The sequence below is a fragment of the Aliivibrio kagoshimensis genome (genome assembly GCF_050337105.1).
GTDB classification, from domain to species: Bacteria; Pseudomonadota; Gammaproteobacteria; order Enterobacterales; family Vibrionaceae; genus Aliivibrio_A; species Aliivibrio_A kagoshimensis.
In genome coordinates, this window is the sequence record NZ_JAKJSQ010000024.1 from 12,879 (window position 1) to 34,375 (window position 21,497).

Consider the following 21,497-nt stretch of genomic DNA (forward strand, 5'->3'; position numbering starts at 1 on the left):
CTAGGAAAAAGGATGCCGAATCACAATGAAAAACGATTTCACATTTACCATCAAAAGCATTCGCTTTGATGAAAATTATCAGCCATCAGACAATACACGTATTACGACTAATTTTGCCAATTTAGCCCGAGGAAAAAGTCACCATGAGAACCTGCACAATGCACTGAGAATGATCGACAATCGATTCAATGCTTTGACACATTGGGACAATCCGAAAGGTGACCGTTACTCGGTAGAGCTTGAAATCATCTCCGTTGATATAAGTATTCAAGACAGTGATGAAACATTCCCATCTATTGAAGTACTGAAAACCAACATTGTTGATCACAAAACCAACGAACGTATTGAAGGTATTGTTGGCAACAACTTTTCTTCTTACGTGCGTGATTACGACTTTAGCGTTCTACTGCTGGATCACAACAAGAATCAGCCTCAATTTAGTATTCCAGATAATTTTGGTGATCTGCATGGAAAGTTATTTAAGTATTTCGTTAAGTCAGATGTGTACAAACAACATTTTAAAAAGCCGCCAGTGATCTGTCTGAGCGTGTCGGACAATAAAGTTTATCATCGAATTGAAAATCAACATCCTGTTTTGGGTTTTGAATATCAGCCAAATGAGTCGTCGTTAACTGAGCAATACTTCCAAAAAATGGGCTTACAAGTTCGTTACTTTATGCCGACGAATAGCGTAGCACCTTTGGCATTCTACTTTTCTGGTGATTTGCTCAATGATTATTCGAACATTGAGCTAATCAGCACGATCAGCACCATGGAGACGTTCCAAAAAATATATCGACCAGAGATCTACAATGCCAATGCGGTTGCAGGTAAGTGTTACCAACCGAACTTGAAGAACCTAGATCACTCGTTAACTCGAATCGTTTATGACCGCAAAGAGCGGAACCAACTTGCGATTGAACAGGGCAAGTTTGCCGAGGAGTATTTTATCAAGCCCTATCAATCGATTCTTACCAAATGGTCTGCAAATTACGCTTAATTAATAACGAGAATCTAGACAGGAATGACAATGAAAATACTATTACCGACTTCCACTGCTGGTAGCTTACCTAAACCCTCTTGGTTGGCTCAACCCGAAACTCTTTGGTCCCCTTGGAAGCTGCAAGGTGAAGAACTTATTGATGGTAAGCGCGATGCGTTACGAGTCTCTTTGCAAGAACAAGAGCTTGCAGGGCTAGATATTGTTAGTGACGGCGAACAAACTCGCCAACACTTTGTGACCACGTTTATTGAGCACCTTAGCGGTGTGGATTTTGAAAATCGGAAAACGGTTAGAATTCGTAACCGCTATGAGGCAAGCGTACCGACCGTTGTTGGCCCAGTGAGTCGCGAAAAGGCAGTCTTTGTTGAAGATGCTAAGTTTCTGCGTCAGCAAACCAAGCAACCTATTAAGTGGGCGTTGCCTGGACCTATAACGATGATTGATACGCTTTATGACGAGCATTACGGGAGCCGCGAAAAACTGGCTTGGGAATTTGCTAAGATCCTTAATGAAGAAGCGAAAGAATTAGAGGCGGCGGGTGTCAACATCATTCAATTCGATGAGCCCGCATTTAATGTCTTTTTTGATGATGTCAATGATTGGGGGATTGCTTGTTTAGAAAGAGCCATCGAAGGGTTGAAGTGCGAAACTGCAATTCATATTTGTTATGGTTATGGCATTAAAGCCAACACTGATTGGAAAAAATCGTTAGGCACTGAGTGGCGACAATACGAAAAAGTATTCCCGAAATTGCAGAAATCCAATATCGATATTATCTCGTTAGAGTGTCACAACTCACGAGTGCCTATGGATCTGCTTGAACTTATTCGAGGTAAGAAAGTGATGGTCGGAGCGATTGATGTTACGACCAACAAAATAGAAACACCAGAGGAAGTCGCTAATACGTTGCGAGAAGCACTAAAGTATGTTGATGCTGAACAGCTTTATCCCTGTACTAACTGTGGAATGGCCCCTTTGTCTCGTGAGGTCTCAACAGCGAAGCTCAATGCCCTAAGTGCAGGTGCAGAAATAGTTCGAAAAGAGCTTTCTAATTTGTGACAAGTTCTTAGGAGCAGAAGCTAAAAAAAACCATGCAAGCTTTCATATATCTGATTCTAAAGGCTGAACCAGATATATGAATAGACTTAATTAAAGGTAACGACTTCTCAAATGATCTTGGAAGTACTTGGCATTTAAGGTATCACCCGTTGCACCTTTAACCAGCTCATCGGTGGTTAACGTGCTGCCTTTTGACCAGATGTTGTCACCCAACCAAGTAAAGATTGGAGCAAGGTTGTTATTAGCAACAGACTCCATCACATTCAGGTCTTTGTTCATCGCTGCCATAAACTGCGCTGCGTACATCGCGCCTAACGTGTAGCTTGGAAAGTAACCGAAGCTCCCGTCAGTCCAATGAATGTCTTGCATACAACCATTTTTATAATTGCCTGCGGTAGATAGGCCAAGATACTGCTGCATTTTTTGGTCCCACAACTCAGGAATATCTTTATAACTGATATCACCGTTCATCAGATCGCGTTCAAGCTCATAACGCAATATGACGTGTGCTGGGTAGGTAACTTCGTCCGCATCAACACGGATAAAATCAGGTTTTACTCGTGTATAAAGTTTTAGCATGTTCTCTTTTGAGAAGAGAGGACTATCTTGCTGACCAAACGCTTGGGCAGTCATTGGCGCAAGGTGACTCATGAACTCACTGCTGCGGCCTAATTGCATTTCAAAAAATAGGCTTTGTGATTCATGAATGCCCATTGAGCGAGCATCACCAACCGGAAGTCCAGCAAACTCATTGGGAAGGCCTTGTTCGTACCGGGCGTGACCTGACTCATGTACTGTGCCCATTAAGGCTTGAATGAATTCATCATCTTCGTAACGAGTGGTAATACGTACGTCGCTAGGCACACCACCACAGAAAGGGTGAACACTGATATCGAGGCGGCCGTGATTGAAATCAAAGCCTAGCATTTTCATTACATCAAGGCTGAGTTTCTGCTGGATATCTCTATCAAAGGTGCCCGCAGGGGTAATGAGGGTCTCACTGGCTTGCTTGTCACCGACCTGAGCAATTAAGTCAGGTAACCAGGTTTTGGTGTCATTAAAAAGTGTATCTAAAGAGGCTGAAGTAGCCCCTGGTTCATAAAGATCCAACATCGCATCGTAAGGTGTTTTCCCCGCTATTTGAGCACGAATCTGAGCCTCTTCTTGAGAAAGCTCAACCACCTCTTTGAAGTTTTTAGCAAACCCTTCCCAATCATTTTGACCACGTTGTTCGCGCCAAGCATGTTCACATTTTGAGCCCGCAAGAGACTTGGCTTCAACAAGCGCCTCTGGTAACACAGTCGCTTGTTGCCATTGGCGTTTCATCTCTCGTAAACTTGCCGCTTCAGTAACGGAGAGAGCTTCTGTATGGGCATTATCAAACCATTCGCCTAATTGAGGCTGTGTGGTTAATTGATGGACATGAACAGAGAGTTCAGCCATTGCTTCAGATCGAGCTTGGTTACCGCCTGCTGGCATGACAGCGGCTTGATCCCAGCCACAGATTGCGCCAAGGTGGTTAAAGCGAGAAATCTTATGGAAGTGAGATACGAGTTTTTGATAATGGCTCATTGAGTCTCCTTAGACAGGCTTAACAATAGAGATATTGTTGTTTTAGAATCCTTCAGTTGCGCCCATCATATAGGGGCATGCAGAGGAAACAAAGCAAATCATTGATGGCCAGATTGCTAGTGTTCACGTAAAGTGATTCACAGCACAGAAAAGAGGTAATGATATGGATATTTGGGCATTTTTAATTGCGATTACGCTGCTAACGTTAACCCCAGGATTGGATACGGCACTGGTGATCAGAAATACCAGTCGTGCAGGATGGAAAGATGGGGTAATCAGTAGCTTGGGGATCTGTAGTGGTCTATTTGTACACGCACTATTTTCCGCTATTGGTATCTCTGTATTACTACTAAACTCTGCCTGGTTATTTGAAGCTGTTAAGATGTTAGGAGCGGCGTATTTGATCTGGTTAGGTGTGTCGAGTATTCGCTCTGCTAGAAAGTCTGAGTCGATGCGTTTTGATGCATGTGCCGGTTCAACATTAGATATGAAACGCTCTTTTAGAGAAGGGTTACTCTCGAATGTATTGAACCCCAAAACGGCCATCTTCTATTTGGCCTTTTTGCCTCAGTTTATTGACCCAAGCTACTCGGCAATTGCTCAATCGATGATATTGGCGGCACTGCATTTTATGATTGCAATGGTGTGGCAAACTATAGTGGCGCTGTTGGTTGAAAAGGCCAAACGCATTATGGCCAACCCTGCGGTTAACAGAAGAATTGAGTCAATCACAGGGGCGGTACTCATTGCGCTTGGCGCTCAGCTAATCATTAACCGCCAGTAGGTTTATCTTCGTCTATTGTAGATCGCTTTCTAAAAGTTGAGAGCGCCTTTCCAATTTTAGCTCCCGCTACCTGCGTCATGCGATCGCTGCTCTTTTTTGCCACGTTGTGAATATGAACATCTTGTTGTGGGAAGGGGATTGAAATGCCTTCTTCATCAAAGCGCATTTTCACTTCACGAGTTACATCCCAATAAACATCCCAGTAATCATCCGTTTTTACCCAAGGACGAACCACAAAATCAACGGAGGAGGTGTTGAGTGTTTGTACTTTGATATTGCACTCGGGCTTCTTTAAAATCTTCTCGTGGTTATCGATAATCTCCGCCAATACCCGTTCGGCGTGGGGAATGCTGTCGCTGTAACCAATACCGAAAACCATATCCACACGTCGTACACGCTCATGAGTGACATTCATGATGACATCACCCCAAATTTTGCTATTTGGTAAGATGATGATCTGGTTATCAAAGGTTCGAATCGTGGTATTCACTAAGCTCATGTGGCTTACCTTACCTCGAACCCCGCCAGCTTCAACCAGGTCATTGACATCAAAGGGGCGATAGATGAGTAACATCATGCCAGAGGCGAAATTAGATAGGGTGTCTTGCAATGCAAAACCAATAATAATACCCGCGACACCAAAACCGGTGAGCACTGGTGCTAGGTTTAATCCAATCTGAGAGAGAGCGATCAATAAACCGATGAAGAAGACTGCTTTTCCTGATATTGATACAAAGAAATCCTGCATCAACTGAGTCATCTTTAAGTGAGGTGCGACCACCGCTCGTTTTACCACGTTACGCGTAATTTTCGATAGACTACGAGTAATCACAACCAGTAATGCAAAGATAAAGAGCTTAAAGAGTAAATCAGGAGTGTTGGTAAGAATCCAATTAACCGACGTTTCAATCCACTCTTTACTAATTGAGGTAATGACTGACAGAGTAAATATACCTTCAGTGAGGTTACCGGTGGTGGTGAAGATTTGGCGTTTAAAATCGGTCGTAGGTAAACCGAGTTGATCGGCAAGATCAATTAATGAAGCGAATTGGTTGGTTGAATTATCAATCTTCCTCTGCATATACAGATGTTGAGGTTGTAACTTAGCTTTTTCGCTTTCAGAAGAGTGGGTAATCTGATCGTTGAGTAGATCGAAATTACTGAGATCAAACGTCAATGAAGCAGATGAAAATTTTATTTTTTGATCAATCAGTAAACGAAACTTATCTCGCAAGTCTGTATTGGTTACCCCTAAATAGGTCAACCACTGATAGTTTTGCCATTGGTCGTGGTAAATGTGAAACAGCAGGCTCTGCTTGTCGTTAAAATTATTTTGTAAAGAGAGGCGACTTTCATAGCTCTCATTGTCTATTCTCTCTTGTAGCCGTTTAATGGTTTTACTGACAAACTCAATGCTTTCATTGGTATAGGCTAGCTGCTTATTTACTTCAGTAATCAGTCGGCTGTGAACAGAAGGGTCATCAAGTTTGATGAGCTGACCAATGGTTTTACGCAGTGCGATGTTTTTATCTAAACGTTGAGCACGAACAATTTCGAGGTCACTACCACTGAACTCAATGGATTCCACGGCCAATTTAACTAAATCTTCATTGAGTTGATCGAGTGTACGCAGTAACTCTGTTGGCGTGCTTTCGGCTTGCACTGAAAACAGCGGTGAAATAAGTAAAAACAGTACTAAGATAAGGTTACGCATGATGCTCCGCTTAATAAATCGAGATACAGTATTTAAATTAGCACAAAAGAAAGCTCTTAATGTTCTCGAAAAGTCAAAGTGTATGATAAAGCTGTAAAAATCAATCAAACGGGACATGGATATGCTAAAGTGATAGCGGTATATATTGGGGAGTGAGTTATGTTGAGAATCGGTGCAATATTTGGTCTTTTGCTAGTGAGTTTTCTTCTAATTCGCTACCGAACCAATGAAAAACTGCAAAAATTTGTCATTATTAGCGTATTAGGATCGCTGGTTGCCTATATATTGGTAGTGATGACAATGGAATTATTTAGATAGGTCACGAGGTTAAGCTTGAAACAGAGATACGACAAACATCAAGAGATGAACGATAGTGACGTGGTCGTCATTGAAGAACATAAAGCGGGTTTCTATTGGGTCGCACTACTTGGTGTATTACTTGGTCTAGCTGTGGGGGGATTCATAGGCGATCACCTCTCCTCTACTAAGTGGCGTGAAGCGTATCAAAAAATCGAATTGAAACTGGCTGATTCGAATCACACCGTTGAGAAGTACAAGCAGAATCTTGAAAAATTAAGTCAATCAATCATTGAAGCGCAGCAAAAACAGCAAGAGGTGAAAGTAGAGGTGGTTAATCAGGAAGAGCTAAAGCTGAAAGCCAACCTAACAAAGCTAGAAGAGACAAACCAAACGCTGAAAACGAAAAACGCTGACATGAATCGACAAAATGAGGAGTTGGATAGCCAAGTTGAATCTCTGAATGCCACCGTCGATCAGTTGAATAATCAAGTCGGTTTGCAATTAACGATGCTTAGCCGTGCAAAAGAGCTTTTTCAACGTCAATTGGTATTGAAAGAGAAGGTGATTATTATTGAGCAAGAGCTGAATACTTTACCCGCTAAGATCAAAAGAATGACAGCAGACTGCCAAGCTTATGAGAGTGGGAAGGGCTGGGACAGTGCTTCAGATTCTTGTAATGCATTAGATAGCTTGAAACAGCGACGCTCTGAGCTAAACCAAGAACTGGACATACACAACATGGACATTAATGAAATTGACTCGATCAGTGAAGGGTTAGGCATGTAATTCGATAAACCCCACGCTGGTGGGGTTTATTGTCATTGAAAGTGTGTACTTTGAAGCAGGTAGCCTTAGCCGCTAAACAGTGAATACACGGCCATCATCGAGGCGATGACTAACGCGATAAGGAGACCAATATCTTTCGTGTTGAATGCCGTTAATTGATGCTCTTTTCTTGCTTTAAGGTAAAAGAAGACACCTGGCAGGTAGAGCAGTGATGAAAGCAATAGGTACTCTAAACCAGAAGCGTACAGCAACCATATTCCATATACTGTTGCCAGTATACCTACCAACAAATGCGAACCACGGTTCTTAGTTTCAATCGCAATTTTAAGCATATAAGCAGCCACTAAAAAGTAAGGGACCAAAATCATCTCAGAAGCGATAATTAACAGCTTGTCATAAGTACCACCAAGATAAGTTACCAATAACAGTGAAATTTGGACACCACCATTAGTTAATAGCAGAGCATTAATTGGTGAGCCAGCGCTATTTTGTTTGGAAAAAACAGAAGGGAACATGTTTGATTTAGCAGCCAAATAAGGCGCTTCTGAAGCCAGAACGGTCCAACTTAAAAATGCACCGCACACAGAGATAAGTAGAGCAATAGAAATTAATAGTCGGCCAAATGGTCCAATGATATGTTCAAGTATGACCGCCATTGATGGATTGTCGTACCCAGCGAGTTCAACCGGCTTAATGACTCCCATTGAAAGTAGACTAACTAACACATAGATCGTTAAGGCCGTGGCAAGGCCCATAATGGTTGCTCGTCCGATATCCTGTCTATGTTTAGCACGGCTCGAAACAATAACAGCCCCTTCGATACCAACAAACACCCATACCGTAATCAACATACAGGCTTTAACTTGATCTAAAAGCCCCGTCTCTTCTCCAAAATGGAGGCCTGAGAAATCAAATACGAAGGTGTCCCATTTAAATGCCATAAAAGCAAAAACAATAAAAATACCTAGCGGGACAATTTTTGCGATGGTGGTAACCAGGTTAATCAAAGAAGCGGTTTGTACGCCTTTTGAGACTAAAAGGTGTATCGCCCAAAGTAGAAGGGAAGAGCCTGCGAGAGAGAGGTAGGTATTTCCGTCACCGAACAGAATATTATCCGGAGTATCAAAGAGCATTCCAAACGTGCTGAAAACAATAACAAGGTAAGAGACGTTAGCGAGTGTGGCACTGAGCCAGTAACCCCAGGCTGAATTAAAGCCGATGAAGTTGCCAAAACCCGCTTGAGCGTATCCAAATACGCCAGTTTCAATGTCAGGTTTGATGCGAGATAAGAAGAGAAAAGAGAAAGCAAGAAAAGTCATGCCTATTCCAGTGATTATCCAGCCAATCAATGTTGCTGCCGGACTGGCGACTGCCGCCATATTTTGCGGTAGGCTAAATACCCCCGCACCTATCATTGAGCCAACAACTAATGCAGTCAATGAGCCTAAACCAAGTTTTTTCTCCAAAGGAACCTCTGAGCAAAAATGAAGCTCAGAATTATATAGCGTTTTCACTTAGCGTGGAGCTTTAGATTTACAAATTTGCCGATTATCTGAGGTAGAACACCTTCTCAGACGCTAATATTTATAAATTGTTAACGATTGGTAATACTCTGTATTACTTAGTGTAGAGAAACAGCAGAACTAGTAAACATAACCTTGGTTGTAAACTCTGCAGCGTGTTGTAAAACAGACAGGGCATCTTTATGGTGCTCAGGTTTTGCGCTGATGATAGCACTTGCAGTATTGGCGCAGAGCGCTTTATTAATAACCTCTAAATCCGAAAGAGAAGAGGACTCTTTTAGAACAACCAGTTTACTTAAATCAATACCAGCGGCCTCTAAAATACCTCTCTCGGGAATGTCAGCGGTATGTGTAATGAAAATCCATTTATTCAATCGGCTAAGCTCTTTTAATGTCTTCAATAGCTGGTCTGCATCGCTGTTGTCGACTGTTGAGGTTTGAATGCCTGAAAGAGGGTTTTTACGGTTATAGCCATTGTTAAAAGCAAGCGCGTTATTATGTAGTGTGTATTGATTGCTCATCGCTGAATTCCCTATAATTAAGTAGTGATCATATATACAGCCTGTGGATATATACAGTACTTTCAAATCGGCTACTTGGCAAGCGATTTGTGTAAAAAAACTGCAAATTGAATCTTTGCTATTGTTTGTTTCTATTACGGTGGTACACAATGATTCTAAATATCAATATGTTAACTTCGGGTTATTTCATGCTTATCGTAAACTTCATTGATGAGAACCACACTGGCAATCTACAGTGGCTTACTGTCTCTATTCTCTGATTTTTTTTCTCATATTCAATAATTCCGAACAGTCTCATTGAAGAAACACGTTATTTTCCAAATGATCGTTATGCTTTTTGGAAGGTTAATATATTGAAATAGAACAGGAAATAATAATGAATAAGTACATGGCCGAATGTATCGGTACCTTTTGGTTAGTGTTGGGTGGTTGTGGTAGTGCCGTACTAGCGGCGGGTTTCCCTGAAATGGGGATCGGTTTTGTTGGAGTGTCACTGGCATTCGGTTTAACGGTATTAACCATGGCATTTGCGATCGGGCATATTTCTGGTTGCCATTTGAATCCAGCCGTGTCGATTGGCTTGTGTACGGCAGGACGATTCCCTGCGAGTCAGTTAGTGCCATATATTGTGGCACAAGTAACCGGTGGTCTGATCGCCGGTGGTGTTTTATATGTGATTGCTAGCGGTCAAACTGGGTTTGATGTGACTACAGGTTTTGCTTCGAATGGTTATGGTGATCACTCTCCAGGGGGGTACTCTTTAATGGCCGCCTTGGTGTGTGAAATTGTAATGACTATGATGTTCTTAATCGTCATTCTTGGTGCAACTGATGAACGTGCACCAGCCGGATTTGCCCCAATTGCTATTGGACTCTGCTTAACGCTGATTCATTTGATTAGTATTCCTGTTACCAACACCTCGGTAAACCCAGCAAGAAGTACTGGTGTTGCCTTGTTCGCAGGGGACTGGGCTGTATCGCAGTTGTGGTTGTTCTGGTTAGCACCTGTGATTGGGGCAGTACTCGGGGCCATGATTTATCGTGTGGTAGGTTGTGAATCTAAGGGCATATAAAAGAGTAAAGGCAGAATAATGATTATTCTGCCTTTCACGGTCTTCAATCTTATACGAGAGACCTAGCTATTGACTGTTGCCTTAGCACTGCTTAATGCCATTTCAGCTTGATTGAATTGACGAACATCTTGCTGAGCGTGATCATTACACTCTTCACAGGAATAATGTTTTAAGCCATCACAATAATTGTGTTGAAGCAGCATCGCTGGGCGATGGCACCAATCACAAATCCCTTCTATTCCAAACATTTTTATTCCTCTATGATTATTATATATATCATTTATTTTCTAGATAAACTGTATTTTCAAGCACATAATACATCATTGTTGCAACAATGTTAAATTTCACAATAAATAAAGAAACCGTGAAGTAAAAAGAGGCCGAATCTTACTTCGAACCCTACAGTTAAGTAGATAAGTATTATAATATATGAAGATAGCGCTTAGGGATGATATCTAGCTCGCATGAATGGATTTGTCATAATTTTTTTGAGGTTATTTTAATGTACGGAATTACTGCTTTAAAACATGGTGCTTACCGGGCGAAAATTCCTGAGCCTGAAGGCAGCTACCACATAAAGCATTTCAGCCAATCCAAATATGAAGACCCGAAAGCCGAAGCCATAAAATACTTAAATACTGTAGGTCGGGAGATCTGGGGATCAAGTAAGTGGGCCATGATTAAAAAGGGCGCGTATCGTAAACAGTTTCATCGTGGAAAAGGGGTGAATATTCGCAAAACTGTCCAAGTGAAAAAGATGAAAGACGAGACGGTAAAGCAGTATGAAGCGTGGTCTGTTGAGTGGCGAGACTTTAATGGCCGCAAATGCTCAAAATCATTCAGTATCAAGCGTCATGGTGATGAAGCGCTTAGAATGGCTCGCTTTGCAGCACTAAGAGTCAAAAAAGAGTTAGCCACTAAAGGCGAAACTCAAGAGTAATAGTATTAACGTAGCATTTTCGGTGCTTGTGCACCGTCAATAGGTCGGCTTACAGAGAGCTTACGTCCTTTTTTCAGTCCTTTTTCATAATCGGCAGTGATCTTACCCATCGCGTCACGCAATTGCTGTTTAAAGGTCTCTCTGTCGATGTTCTGAAACTCTTTATCTATATAGTCATTGATTTTATTGTTTGAATCGTCATCTGGACTGATAATAGGCAATTTTTCCAACGCACCTTCTACCCAGCCAGCCACAAATGAACTGACTCGGCGAGTCACTTCAACGGTACTTGTCCCAGATCCTGAGAAGCTGTTTTTAAACAAACCACTGTGTTCATTTAATTCACGATAGATAATGTCAAAGGCGAAGGCAGCAAATATCGCACGATCTGCTTCTCCGATGAACTCAGCACGTTTTAACCCTTTATGATTGGTTAGCACCGCTTCAACACCAAATCGAGTATTAATTCCGCGGATAATTCTAAGAACCGTAGAGCTAATCGTTGTAGGTAGTAGGTGAGTAGACTTGGTTTTACCAAGTTTTATAAATTCAATGTCATCTTTGTCTAAACCGTACTTTAGCATCAATCGATGAGCCATTTTTATAGCTTGAGCGGCTTCATTGACGTTTGCTGAATTACCCAGCTCAAGACACTTCGCTATTTTCTTCAGTGCCTTTTGCTTGCTGTTCGACATAGAGAGATCCAAATTCTAAAAAGGGCGCTTATTTTACTTGATGATGAAGAAATGTGAAAGGTAAAACTGTTTGAATGGGGAATTCAATCGATGCATCCCGTATCAATATGTGACTAATACGAGATGGATTATCGTAGGAAGCTACTAGATATGAGTGTTAGATACCTAGTTCATCGAGGAGATCGTTGTCTACTTCAGCTTGCGATTTAGTTTCAGTCTCTGCCTTTTTTTGCTGTTGAGAGAGTCGTTCTTGCTCGATGATGCTATCAGGGCAAGTGTCTTCTTCTTTTTCAAAGTCGTGCAGTTGAATGAACTCAGTTTTGTCCATTGCTAGCTCAAGATAGAAGATGTTGTTCTTCTGCGTAGTAAAGGTGACGCGACGAGCTTGTGGGCGATCTAAGTTAGTATCAACCGACAAGTTAACTTGCTTATTCAACGCTAGCATTTTTGGTTGGTTCTGTGTAATTGACGTCTGTAGATCTTTTTGTACTTTACCAGTGAAATCACCAATGATTTGATTCATTAACTCACCCAGTACATTTGCCACTTCATCAGAGGTGTGCATGATCGCTAACTCTTCAAGGGGCATGCCCATGTGTAGCATGTAATCTTGGTAGATCTCTAACGCAGCTTGAGAGGTAAAGTTAGTGACAACCAGACCTGAAAAACCACCATCAAAAAGAACAAAACAACCCACATCAGGTTTTAAGCTGGTTTTGTTGATTTTTTGAACCATTGCAGAGTAGTTAATGGAAGCGTCTGTTGCTTTAGACAACACACCAGTAACGGATTGGCATAGTTTAAGCAGGATATCTTCGGTAGTGACTGTTTTTGTTTTTTTCATCATTTAATTCTCAGAAAAGACCTATAGCCGATTTATGCCTGATTTTAGGTAGTGTGTATACCGATAAAGCATCAGAATGAGAGATAGGGCTTCAACTACTTATATTCAAGCTTTGTTTATTTCATCCGATAACTAAATTAGAATCAAGGCTATATAAAGTCGTACTTCTTTCATCAATTGTTTTTTTAATCAGGATATTAGTTAAATGGATTGCTATCACGATATTCTAGGCACTACTCCCAATAGTAGTGAACAAGAGATAAAGCGCCAGTATAAATTGCTGAGTAACAGGGTGCATCCAGATAAAGGAGGCAACCCCGCTTTGATGCTGCTGATCAACCGAGCCTATGAAAAAGTCCTTTCAGGTAGTGGGGTGCAGGATGTGTATAGCTCAAGCTCAGTAGATGCTGAAACAGTGATTCAAGCTCAATCCATGCATAAGATGATAGCGAAACTTAAACAAGAGAATAGCAAGCTGCAACAAGAGAATCAGCACTATACCAAGCAACAGCAAAAACTGAATCAAGCCAATGAAGCCTTGATGAAAACAAGGATCTCTCTTGCCGAGGCTGAGAAACAAATTTTAGCGTTTAAAAACAGGCAAAGCCCGCGTTATCAATCATCAGATAAAAAGAGTCATTCACTGCGCTCCATCGCTATCGCGGTTTTGTTTATCATCATTATGGCTCTTAGTGCTGGATACATGTCGTATCACAAAGTGGAATGGACTGTGGTTGAGTGGATGCAGTCACTGATTAACCACACACCTATACCGCCAATAGTAGAAAAGGAGGTTGAGACAAAGCTGGACACTGAGCCTGCGGAAATTGGCCACTCCTCTTTAGTGAAATCAGAGAGTGAAGCACCAGAAGAGATTCTCTACATCTTGCCTTCTCAAACGGCTGGTCAATGGCAGCTTCGCTATTATTTGAATACTTTTATCCCTTATATTGCGATTAAAAATGAGCAAGGGTCTATGGTAGCCAGAGATTGTAATGGAGATTTTAATTTCTATTTGAATCACGAGACTAGACCGTTACGCGTGGCGGCCAATCTAGAGTATTTACGACAAGAGGGAGAGTGGTTTGTGTATCAGATCCTCTATGGCAACGGAGCATCTACTCAGAGTTGGCAGAACGCGAAATTGCTTCGATTTGCTGAAGACTCATTTAGCAATACGCAATTTGTTGAGGCTTTAGAGCAGTTACAGCAGCAGTGTGCAGCCATGCCGCCTGAATTATAAAGATTTTATGTGAATAACTGATATTAGAATTTTTTACTGTAACGGAATGTTGTAAAGTGGAGGTAATTATAAAAATCCCATACTGATGGATTCAGTAGACATAGGGAAAAGGAAAGAAGCGATGATACCGGCATTACCATACCAATCAGCAATTGATTCACACACACTCGATTACTTAGACCAGCTCGCTCAGTCTGGATTTACGGGGGATATCGAAAAACAGTACGCCAGTCGTCTTGCGGTGGCCACCGACAACAGTGTCTACCAGCAGCTGCCACAAGCGGTTATCCACCCTAAAAGTACCAATGATGTCATATTAATTGGTCAACTGGCGGCAAAACCTCAGTTTCTATCTGTGACGTTCTCAGCGCGTGGTGGTGGTACCGGGACTAATGGCCAATCGCTTACTCCAGGCATTATTGTTGATCTCTCACGTCATATGAACCAGTTGGTTGAACTTAATGTTGAACAGGGCTGGGTGAGAGTTCAAAGTGGTATGGTTAAAGATCAATTGAATGATATTTTACGTCCCCATGGCTATTTTTTCTCACCAGACCTTTCGACTAGTAACCGCGCGACTATTGGTGGTATGGTCAATACTGACGCCTCAGGTCAAGGTTCATTAAAATATGGCAAAACCTCAGACCATGTCCTCTCTCTTGAAGCAGTATTTGCCGATGGTTCTGTGTTGCAAACTCAACCCCATGCCATTGACGATATTGAACAACTGAACGACAGCAGTCTCGCCACACAGGCACTGAAAGTGACCGAGCAGGTGTGCCGCCATAACCGCCAGCAGATCCTTGATAAGTTCCCCCCTTTAAATCGATTCTTAACGGGGTACGATCTTAAAAATGCGTATGATAATGACCTTACCCAATTTGATATTACCCGAGTACTGTGTGGTGCAGAGGGCTCATTAGCATTTATTACTGAAGCTAAATTAAACATTACACCGATCCCAAAAGCCCGTGTGTTACTCAATATTAAATACAACAGCTTTGACTCAGCCCTACGTAATGCCCCGTTTATGGTTGAAGCGAATGCTCTGTCAGTGGAAACTATTGACTCTAAGGTCTTGAATTTAGCCCGCGCAGATATCGTTTGGCACAGTGTTAACGATCTTATTAGTGATGTACCTGGCAAAGAGATGCAGGGCATTAACATGGTTGAGTTTGCTGGGGATAATGTTGAGCAAGTAAACCAACAAGTTTCCACTTTAGTGGAGCAGCTAGAGCAGATGCAACAGACTGAAGCGTGCGGTGTCATTGGTTATCAGCGCTGTGATGACATTGCCAGTATCGGTCGCATTTATAACATGCGCAAAAAAGCGGTTGGTCTGTTAGGGGCTACAAAAGGCAGCGCTAAACCGATTGCTTTTGCTGAAGATACTTGCGTGCCACCAGAGAACCTTGCCGATTTTATTGTTGAATTTCGTCAGTTACTCGACAGTAAAGAGTTACATTACGGTATGTTTGGACATGTAGACGCAGGGGTATTACACGTTAGGCCTGCGTTAGATATGTGCGATCCGCTACAAGAAAAGTTGATGCACGAAGTGTCTGATGACGTGGTGGCGCTGGTGGCAAAGTATGGCGGACTTATGTGGGGGGAGCATGGAAAAGGGTTCCGCTCAGAATATAGCCCTGCATTTTTTGGCGAAGCACTCTTTACTGAATTGCGCAGAGTGAAAGCGTCGTTTGATCCTGATAATAAAATGAATCCAGGTAAAATATGTACGCCGCTTCATAGTGATGCGACGTTGGTTAAAGTATCAGACACCAAACGGGGTTTTTATGATCGCCAAATTCCGATAGAGGTGAGAGATAGCTTCAATCAAGCGATGGAGTGTAATGGCAATGGTCTCTGCTTTAATTATGATCTCGACTCGCCAATGTGCCCTTCAATGAAAGTAACCGCGGATCGACGTCACTCACCAAAAGGGCGAGCGGGTCTGGTGCGTGAATGGTTACGACAATTGGCTGAGCAGGGCGTAGACCCTATTGAGCTTGAGCAACAGTTGCTCACCAAGCGCCCAAGTATCAAGCAGATCATTGACCGAATTAAAAACAGTTATAACAAAAAGAAAGAGTACGATTACTCGCACGAAGTCTACGAAGCGATGAATGGCTGTTTAGCGTGTAAAGCGTGTGCCAGTCAATGCCCGATTAAAGTGGACGTTCCTAATTTCCGTTCGCGTTTTTTGAATATCTATTATGATCGCTACCAGCGTCCTGCTAAAGATTACCTGGTAGGTAATATTGAGACAATGTTACCGCTGATGGCGAAAATGCCCGCGGTAATTAATGCGGTGATGACTCCGCGTTGGGTGCAAAATTTAACCAAGTTAGCGATTGGGTATGTAGACACACCGGCATTGTCGATGCCAACTCTTAATGAGCGGTTTGCAGGGCAACATCCAGCTAAATTCGATTTAGAGTGGTTAAAGGCACTGTCAGATTCAGAAAGAAACAGCTATGTGCTTATTGTACAAGATCCGTTTACTAGTTTTTATGATGCCGATGTGGTGGCTGATTTTGTATTGTTGGCACAAAATTTAGGTAAAAAGCCGATATTACTGCCGTTTAAACCTAACGGTAAAGCGCAACATGTAAAAGGATTTTTAAAGGCGTTTGCAAAAACAGCCTCGTCGACAGCGGAATTTTTAGCTGAAGTGGCTGAACTTAACATTCCTTTAGTGGGAGTAGACCCTGCACTCGTGCTTTGTTACCGCGATGAGTATAAAGATGCTCTTGGGGAGCAACGAGGTGACTTTGATGTGTTGTTGGTGCATGAGTGGTTACTGCCAAGATTACAGGAATTTCACTCCTTAGGGGCGCAAGATTTGAAACCTTGGTATTTGTTTGGCCACTGTACTGAAAAAACCATGTTACCAAACTCAGAAAAAGAGTGGGGCGCAATCTTTACCCATTTCGGCATTGCCCTACAGACCATTCCTGTTGGTTGTTGTGGTATGGCGGGTACATTTGGTCATGAAGCAGATAAGTTACAGACGTCGAAAGATATCTTCTCCCTAAGCTGGCAGCTCAATTTGGATAAGTTACCCAAAGAGCGGTGTTTAGCCACTGGGTACTCTTGTCGTAGCCAAGCGAAACGACTTGACTCCACTAAGATGAAGCATCCGCTGCAAGCTTTGTTATAAACGAAAAGAGTTATAAAAAGAAAGTGCTATAAACCACAGGCACAAAAAAGGCTTCTAGATAGAAGCCTTTTTACTGTGTTTTGTTAATTAAGCGGCGATTGAGTTGGCCGCTAAATACTGCTCTTTACGCTGATTGAATCTATTCACCAACTCATCCATCGCTTCATGCTCATATGGCTTTAGGCCAGTTGCAATCATACGTTTAATGCCATGGCCAACTTCAATACCATCTTCGGTAAAGGTAAAGTTCAAACTTACCACACCGCGTTTGCCTTCAATATCCATGGTGGCACCCGTAAATTCAACTTCAGGGTTAGAAAGGTCTAGGCGGGTAAACTCAAGCTCCATACTTTCATAAATTACCAATGGACGAGCAGGGTTGATCATTAACTGTTTCTCTTCCATAAGTGGCACCATAATGTGCGGGAAGTTCTTTCCAGAAAACTGAACATAGTTCTCAACAACGTGCTCAATAAACTCAGGGTTATTGTTGATCTCTCCAGAACGCGTAACCGTTAAGAACTCTTTATTGACATCATCGCTCGATGCAAGTGCATAGGTATTGTCGGTGTTGTGCGAAATAGAGAGTTGCACACCGTCGTTGACCATACCTGAAAAATCAAAATGCATCTTTTCACTGATGCCCGTTTTAGACAGTAATACCGCAAATAACAGATCGCCTGGTACACAAAAACGTTTGGCATCAACGTCATGGATTGGGTTGAAATCTCGAGCGACTTTTTTTGCAAAGTTACTTGATTGTTCACGGCTGAATTGAAATTTTTGGTCAGTTTCTGAATAAAATTGGGTTAGCTGCATAATAATATAAATAAATACCTTAAATGAGATTTGGCGGAGTATAGCAAGTAACCGTAGAGAAGACACACTTAACTAATTAAAATTAGCCGTACGATGCTAAAGAACATTGCTAAAGCCTAAATAACCCGTAAAATCAACGGCCCTCAATAATTCAAGGTATCGGTATGTTTGTTGGTTTTGATTACGGTACAGCAAGTTGCGCAATGGCTCAGATGGTTGATGGGAAGCCTCAACTGATTCAATTAGAAGGGGAAAACTGTTTTATCCCCTCTACGCTTTGTGCCCCAACACGAGAGGCGGTGAGTGAATATCTGTTTAAGCACTGGAATATTCCTCCTATCTCTCAAATTGGAGAACAGCTTCTGCATCAAGCGGTTGCTTTTAATCGAAAAGAAGACATTCGCGTTGATTCGCAGTCGCTTCAGTTTGGTCAGGCGGCACTGGATCTCTATGTTGAGGATCCCGAGGAGGTCTATTATGTTAAATCGCCTAAATCGTTTTTGGGGGTCACAGGTCTACAGGATGTACAGATAGCCCTGTTTGAAAATTTAGTCTGTGCCATGATGAGTAATATCAAGCGCCAAGCAGAGAAGGTATTACAGCTAGAGATCAGTCAAACAGTGATTGGACGGCCTGTAAACTTTCAAGGTAATAAAGGTGATGACGCGAATCATCAGGCACTCTCGATCTTAGAGTCTGCTGCCAGACGTGCTGGCTTTAAAGAGATTGAATTTCAACTCGAACCTGTTGCTGCAGGTTTGAACTTTGAACAGACGCTCACACTGGATAAGACCGTACTAGTGGTTGATATTGGCGGTGGAACCACAGATTGCTCGATCATTAAGATGGGCCCTTCTTGGTTGAACGCTACCGATAGACATCAAGGGACCTTAGCGCACACAGGTTGTCGAGTTGGGGGGAACGATTTAGATATTCATCTTGCACATCGTAAGTTAATGCCACTGTTTGGCAGCGAAACTAAGACCTTAAAAGGCATTGATATGCCAATAAGCCAGTTTTGGAACCCTGTAGCGATTAACAATGTTGCTGCACAGAGCGACTTTTATGCGAAAGCAAACCGCAGTGACTTAGAGCAACTTTATCGAAATGCTCAGAAGCCTGAGATCTTTGCTCGATTAATTAAGTTGTATACGGAAAAGCTGAGTTATCGTGTTGTGCGTGACGCAGAGAAAACCAAAATTGCGCTCTCGGAGCACAATCAACATAGTGTGAATTTGGACTATATTAATGAGAGTTTAGAAATCAATGCGCACGAGCTTGCGCAGGCGATTGCCATTCCTCAGCAAAAGATTAATGAGCTGGTGGATGAAGCGATCAAACAAGCACAAGTGAAACCTGATGTTATCTATATTACAGGGGGCTCTGCGCGTTCGCCGATTCTGCGTAATGCTCTGCAGCAACAGCTACCAAATATAGAGATTATTGGGGGAGACTATTTTGGATCGGTTACCTCAGGGTTAACCTACTGGGCAGAGAGGTGTTTTAGATAATGACAGAGTTACAACAGCCACCGACGATCCTGACATTTTTTGCGCGATTTGAAGCCGATATTTTGTCAGGTAAAAAAGTGATCACCATACGCGATGAATCTGAAAAAGGGTACCAAGTAGGATCCGTGGTCGATGTACAGACGCTGGAAGAGTCCCGTTGGTTCTGTCAGTTGCAGATAGATGCGGTTGAGCCAATCTTGTTTGACGACCTGGCTGAATATCATGCGAAGCAAGAGAACATGACATTAGGCGAATTAAAGGCGGTGATTAAAGAGATTTACCCTGATTTGGGGCAACTGTATGTGATCTCCTACCATTTGATCTAGCTTATTACCATGAGAGTAATGCGGTAAAGAAAAGGCTTAAAAGCAGCACGCTTTTAAGCCTTTATTGTCTCTATTTTTCACAATTTCTTAGAAACTCGGTAGCATCTCAGCAGAGACCAGTTTATTGTGCGCGGCTTCAAGGATAAGCTGGTTCGCTTTCTCGATGTCAGGTGCAAAATAACGGTCTTTGTCATAAAAGTCGACGCGTTCACGAAGTTCTGCTTTAGCTTGCTCAATCAAGGGGGAAGACTTAAGCGGTGCTCTGAAGTCTAGTCCTTGTGCTGCAGCTAGCAATTCAACCGCTAAAATACCACGAGTATTCTCAGCCATGTCTTTTAGACGACGACCGGCAAAGGTAGCCATTGAGACATGGTCTTCCTGGTTAGCAGAGGTCGGCAAACTGTCTACAGAAGCAGGGTGCGCTAGAGATTTATTCTCACTAGCTAATGCTGCTGAGGTGACTTGCGCAATCATAAAACCCGAGTTTACACCGCCATTATTCACTAAGAATGGAGGAAGTTTGCTCAAACCGCTATCGATAAGCAGTGCCATACGACGCTCTGACAAACTGCCAATCTCCGCAATGGCTAGTGCGAGATTATCACTGGCCATGGCAATCGGTTCAGCGTGGAAGTTACCGGCAGAGATAATGTCACCATCATCAGCAAACACTAGCGGGTTATCGGATACCGAGTTAGATTCAACTTCGTAGATGTCTGCGGAGTTGCGGATCTGCTGCAAGCATGCTCCCATGACTTGAGGTTGACAACGCAGTGAATAGGGGTCTTGAACCTTTTCACAGACTGTGTGAGAGTTTCCAACATCACTGTGGCTATCCAGAATATGACGATACATCTCTGCAGCGTCCATCTGTGAGCGATGTCCACGTACACGGTGTACACGCGGGTCAAACGGACGGCGGCTTCCAAGCGCGGCTTCTACCGTCATTGCGCCACACAGTGTTGCAGAGGCGTACAGGTCTTCAGCAGCAAATAGGCCCTCTAAACCAAAGGCGGTTGATGCTTGGGTACCATTCAGTAGTGCCAGTCCCTCTTTCGGAGCAAGGGTGATTTTCTCCATACCAGCAATGCTAAGGGCTTCTGCACCTGAAATCACATTTCCTTGATGGCGAGCCTCACCTTCACCAAGTAGTACGGTACTCATATGTGCAAGAGGTGCCAAATCGCCAGAAGCACCCACAGACCCTTTTTTAGGGACACATGGGTAAACTTCTGCATTGACCAGTTGGATCAGTGCTTCAATAACAGAGAGGCGAATACCAGAAAAACCACGAGCTAGGCTGTTGATTTTTAGTACCATCATGACACGTACGGTCTCGTCGTTCATGAACTCACCGATCCCTGCTGCATGAGAGAGAACGATACTGCGCTGCAGTGTTTCCAGGTCTTCTGGGGCAATACGAGTATTAGCCAGTAAGCCAAACCCAGTGTTAATGCCATAGGCAACGCGATCTTCAGCAATCACATTGTTAACGATATCAGTACTAGCATGGATATCGGCATGACAGCTAGGATCAAGGGATAACGTGACTGGAGAACGGCTAATTTGACGAAGCTGTGCCAGTGTAAGGTGTCCTGGCTTAAGAGTAAGTTGATACATAT

Annotated in this window: 20 protein-coding genes; 11 read left to right on the forward strand and 9 right to left on the reverse strand. The window is 42.7% G+C overall.

Features of this window, described 5'->3' with window-relative positions:
• The first annotated feature begins 25 nt into the window (after positions 1-25).
• Together L4C32_RS09900 and L4C32_RS09905 are read left to right on the forward strand one after the other, a co-directional pair.
• Complete coding sequence (locus L4C32_RS09900) at positions 26-1,000, forward strand: DUF1852 domain-containing protein (RefSeq protein ID WP_428196715.1); 975 nt, start codon at positions 26-28, stop codon at positions 998-1,000.
• Between the two features lie 30 nt (positions 1,001-1,030).
• Positions 1,031-2,062 carry a methionine synthase gene (locus L4C32_RS09905; protein WP_428196716.1) on the forward strand — a complete coding sequence of 344 codons (1,032 nt, stop codon included), beginning with the start codon at positions 1,031-1,033 and terminating at the stop codon, positions 2,060-2,062.
• A 90-nt stretch (positions 2,063-2,152) separates the two neighbouring features.
• Here L4C32_RS09905 and L4C32_RS09910 read toward each other — a convergent pair whose 3' ends face one another.
• Complete coding sequence (locus tag L4C32_RS09910) at positions 2,153-3,634, reverse strand: carboxypeptidase M32 (RefSeq protein ID WP_428196717.1); 1,482 nt, start codon at positions 3,632-3,634, stop codon at positions 2,153-2,155.
• Positions 3,635-3,797: 163 nt separating this feature from the next.
• Between L4C32_RS09910 and L4C32_RS09915 the strand changes: the two genes are divergently transcribed.
• Positions 3,798-4,418, forward strand: coding sequence for a LysE family translocator (locus L4C32_RS09915; protein ID WP_428196718.1), 621 nt, complete (start codon positions 3,798-3,800; stop codon positions 4,416-4,418).
• Here L4C32_RS09915 and L4C32_RS09920 read toward each other — a convergent pair.
• The gene (locus L4C32_RS09920; RefSeq protein WP_428196719.1) at positions 4,405-6,132 is read right to left on the reverse strand and encodes a mechanosensitive ion channel family protein; all 1,728 of its coding nucleotides are present in this window, start codon (positions 6,130-6,132) and stop codon (positions 4,405-4,407) included. The genes L4C32_RS09915 and L4C32_RS09920 overlap by 14 nt on opposite strands.
• A gap of 159 nt (positions 6,133-6,291) precedes the next feature.
• Between L4C32_RS09920 and L4C32_RS09925 the strand changes: the two genes are divergently transcribed.
• Positions 6,292-6,450: a hypothetical protein gene (locus L4C32_RS09925; RefSeq protein WP_428196720.1), complete on the forward strand. Its 159-nt coding sequence runs from the start codon at positions 6,292-6,294 to the stop codon at positions 6,448-6,450.
• Positions 6,451-6,465: 15 nt separating this feature from the next.
• A complete protein-coding gene (locus L4C32_RS09930) occupies positions 6,466-7,218 on the forward strand; it encodes a GumC domain-containing protein (RefSeq protein WP_428196721.1) in 753 nt (250 codons plus the stop codon).
• 65 nt (positions 7,219-7,283) lie between these two features.
• Here the strand turns inward: L4C32_RS09930 and L4C32_RS09935 are convergent, their stop codons facing one another.
• Complete coding sequence (locus tag L4C32_RS09935) at positions 7,284-8,684, reverse strand: basic amino acid/polyamine antiporter (protein WP_428196722.1); 1,401 nt, start codon at positions 8,682-8,684, stop codon at positions 7,284-7,286.
• Positions 8,685-8,839: 155 nt separating this feature from the next.
• Complete coding sequence (locus L4C32_RS09940; RefSeq protein WP_428196723.1) at positions 8,840-9,262, reverse strand: hypothetical protein; 423 nt, start codon at positions 9,260-9,262, stop codon at positions 8,840-8,842.
• Positions 9,263-9,638: 376 nt separating this feature from the next.
• On the opposite strand from L4C32_RS09940, the gene aqpZ reads away from it, so the two are divergent.
• On the forward strand, positions 9,639-10,334 hold the full coding sequence (aqpZ, locus tag L4C32_RS09945) for an aquaporin Z (RefSeq protein ID WP_428196724.1): 696 nt from the start codon (positions 9,639-9,641) through the stop codon (positions 10,332-10,334).
• Between the two features lie 62 nt (positions 10,335-10,396).
• Here the strand turns inward: aqpZ and L4C32_RS09950 are convergent, their stop codons facing one another.
• Positions 10,397-10,582: a hypothetical protein gene (locus L4C32_RS09950; RefSeq protein ID WP_428196725.1), complete on the reverse strand. Its 186-nt coding sequence runs from the start codon at positions 10,580-10,582 to the stop codon at positions 10,397-10,399.
• A 254-nt stretch (positions 10,583-10,836) separates the two neighbouring features.
• Here L4C32_RS09950 and L4C32_RS09955 point away from each other — a divergent pair, with 254 nt between their 5' ends.
• Complete coding sequence (locus L4C32_RS09955) at positions 10,837-11,274, forward strand: hypothetical protein (RefSeq protein ID WP_428196726.1); 438 nt, start codon at positions 10,837-10,839, stop codon at positions 11,272-11,274.
• 5 nt (positions 11,275-11,279) lie between these two features.
• On the opposite strand, the gene L4C32_RS09960 is transcribed toward L4C32_RS09955, so the two are convergent.
• Both L4C32_RS09960 and L4C32_RS09965 read right to left on the reverse strand, forming a co-directional pair.
• Entirely contained in the window at positions 11,280-11,969 is a 690-nt protein-coding gene (locus tag L4C32_RS09960) for a DUF2786 domain-containing protein (RefSeq protein WP_428196727.1), read from the reverse strand.
• 157 nt (positions 11,970-12,126) lie between these two features.
• Positions 12,127-12,813 (reverse strand): DUF3334 family protein, encoded by a 687-nt coding sequence (locus L4C32_RS09965; RefSeq protein WP_428196749.1) that lies wholly within the window; start codon positions 12,811-12,813, stop codon positions 12,127-12,129.
• Positions 12,814-13,018: 205 nt separating this feature from the next.
• On the opposite strand from L4C32_RS09965, the gene L4C32_RS09970 reads away from it, so the two are divergent.
• Both L4C32_RS09970 and ydiJ read left to right on the forward strand, forming a co-directional pair.
• The gene (locus tag L4C32_RS09970) at positions 13,019-14,056 is read left to right on the forward strand and encodes a J domain-containing protein (RefSeq protein WP_428196728.1); all 1,038 of its coding nucleotides are present in this window, start codon (positions 13,019-13,021) and stop codon (positions 14,054-14,056) included.
• Positions 14,057-14,177: 121 nt separating this feature from the next.
• Positions 14,178-17,219 carry a D-2-hydroxyglutarate dehydrogenase YdiJ gene (gene ydiJ / locus L4C32_RS09975; protein ID WP_428196729.1) on the forward strand — a complete coding sequence of 1,014 codons (3,042 nt, stop codon included), beginning with the start codon at positions 14,178-14,180 and terminating at the stop codon, positions 17,217-17,219.
• A gap of 87 nt (positions 17,220-17,306) precedes the next feature.
• Here ydiJ and L4C32_RS09980 read toward each other — a convergent pair whose 3' ends face one another.
• Positions 17,307-18,038 carry a DUF3581 domain-containing protein gene (locus L4C32_RS09980; RefSeq protein ID WP_428196730.1) on the reverse strand — a complete coding sequence of 244 codons (732 nt, stop codon included), beginning with the start codon at positions 18,036-18,038 and terminating at the stop codon, positions 17,307-17,309.
• A gap of 164 nt (positions 18,039-18,202) precedes the next feature.
• Here L4C32_RS09980 and yegD point away from each other — a divergent pair, with 164 nt between their 5' ends.
• A complete protein-coding gene (gene yegD, locus L4C32_RS09985; RefSeq protein WP_428196731.1) occupies positions 18,203-19,549 on the forward strand; it encodes a molecular chaperone in 1,347 nt (448 codons plus the stop codon).
• Positions 19,549-19,875 (forward strand): N(4)-acetylcytidine aminohydrolase, encoded by a 327-nt coding sequence (gene yqfB / locus L4C32_RS09990; protein ID WP_428196732.1) that lies wholly within the window; start codon positions 19,549-19,551, stop codon positions 19,873-19,875. Before yegD ends, yqfB begins: the two co-directional genes overlap by 1 nt.
• A gap of 87 nt (positions 19,876-19,962) precedes the next feature.
• Here yqfB and hutH read toward each other — a convergent pair whose 3' ends face one another.
• Positions 19,963-21,495: a histidine ammonia-lyase gene (hutH, locus tag L4C32_RS09995; RefSeq protein ID WP_428196733.1), complete on the reverse strand. Its 1,533-nt coding sequence runs from the start codon at positions 21,493-21,495 to the stop codon at positions 19,963-19,965.
• Positions 21,496-21,497 lie beyond the last annotated feature (2 nt).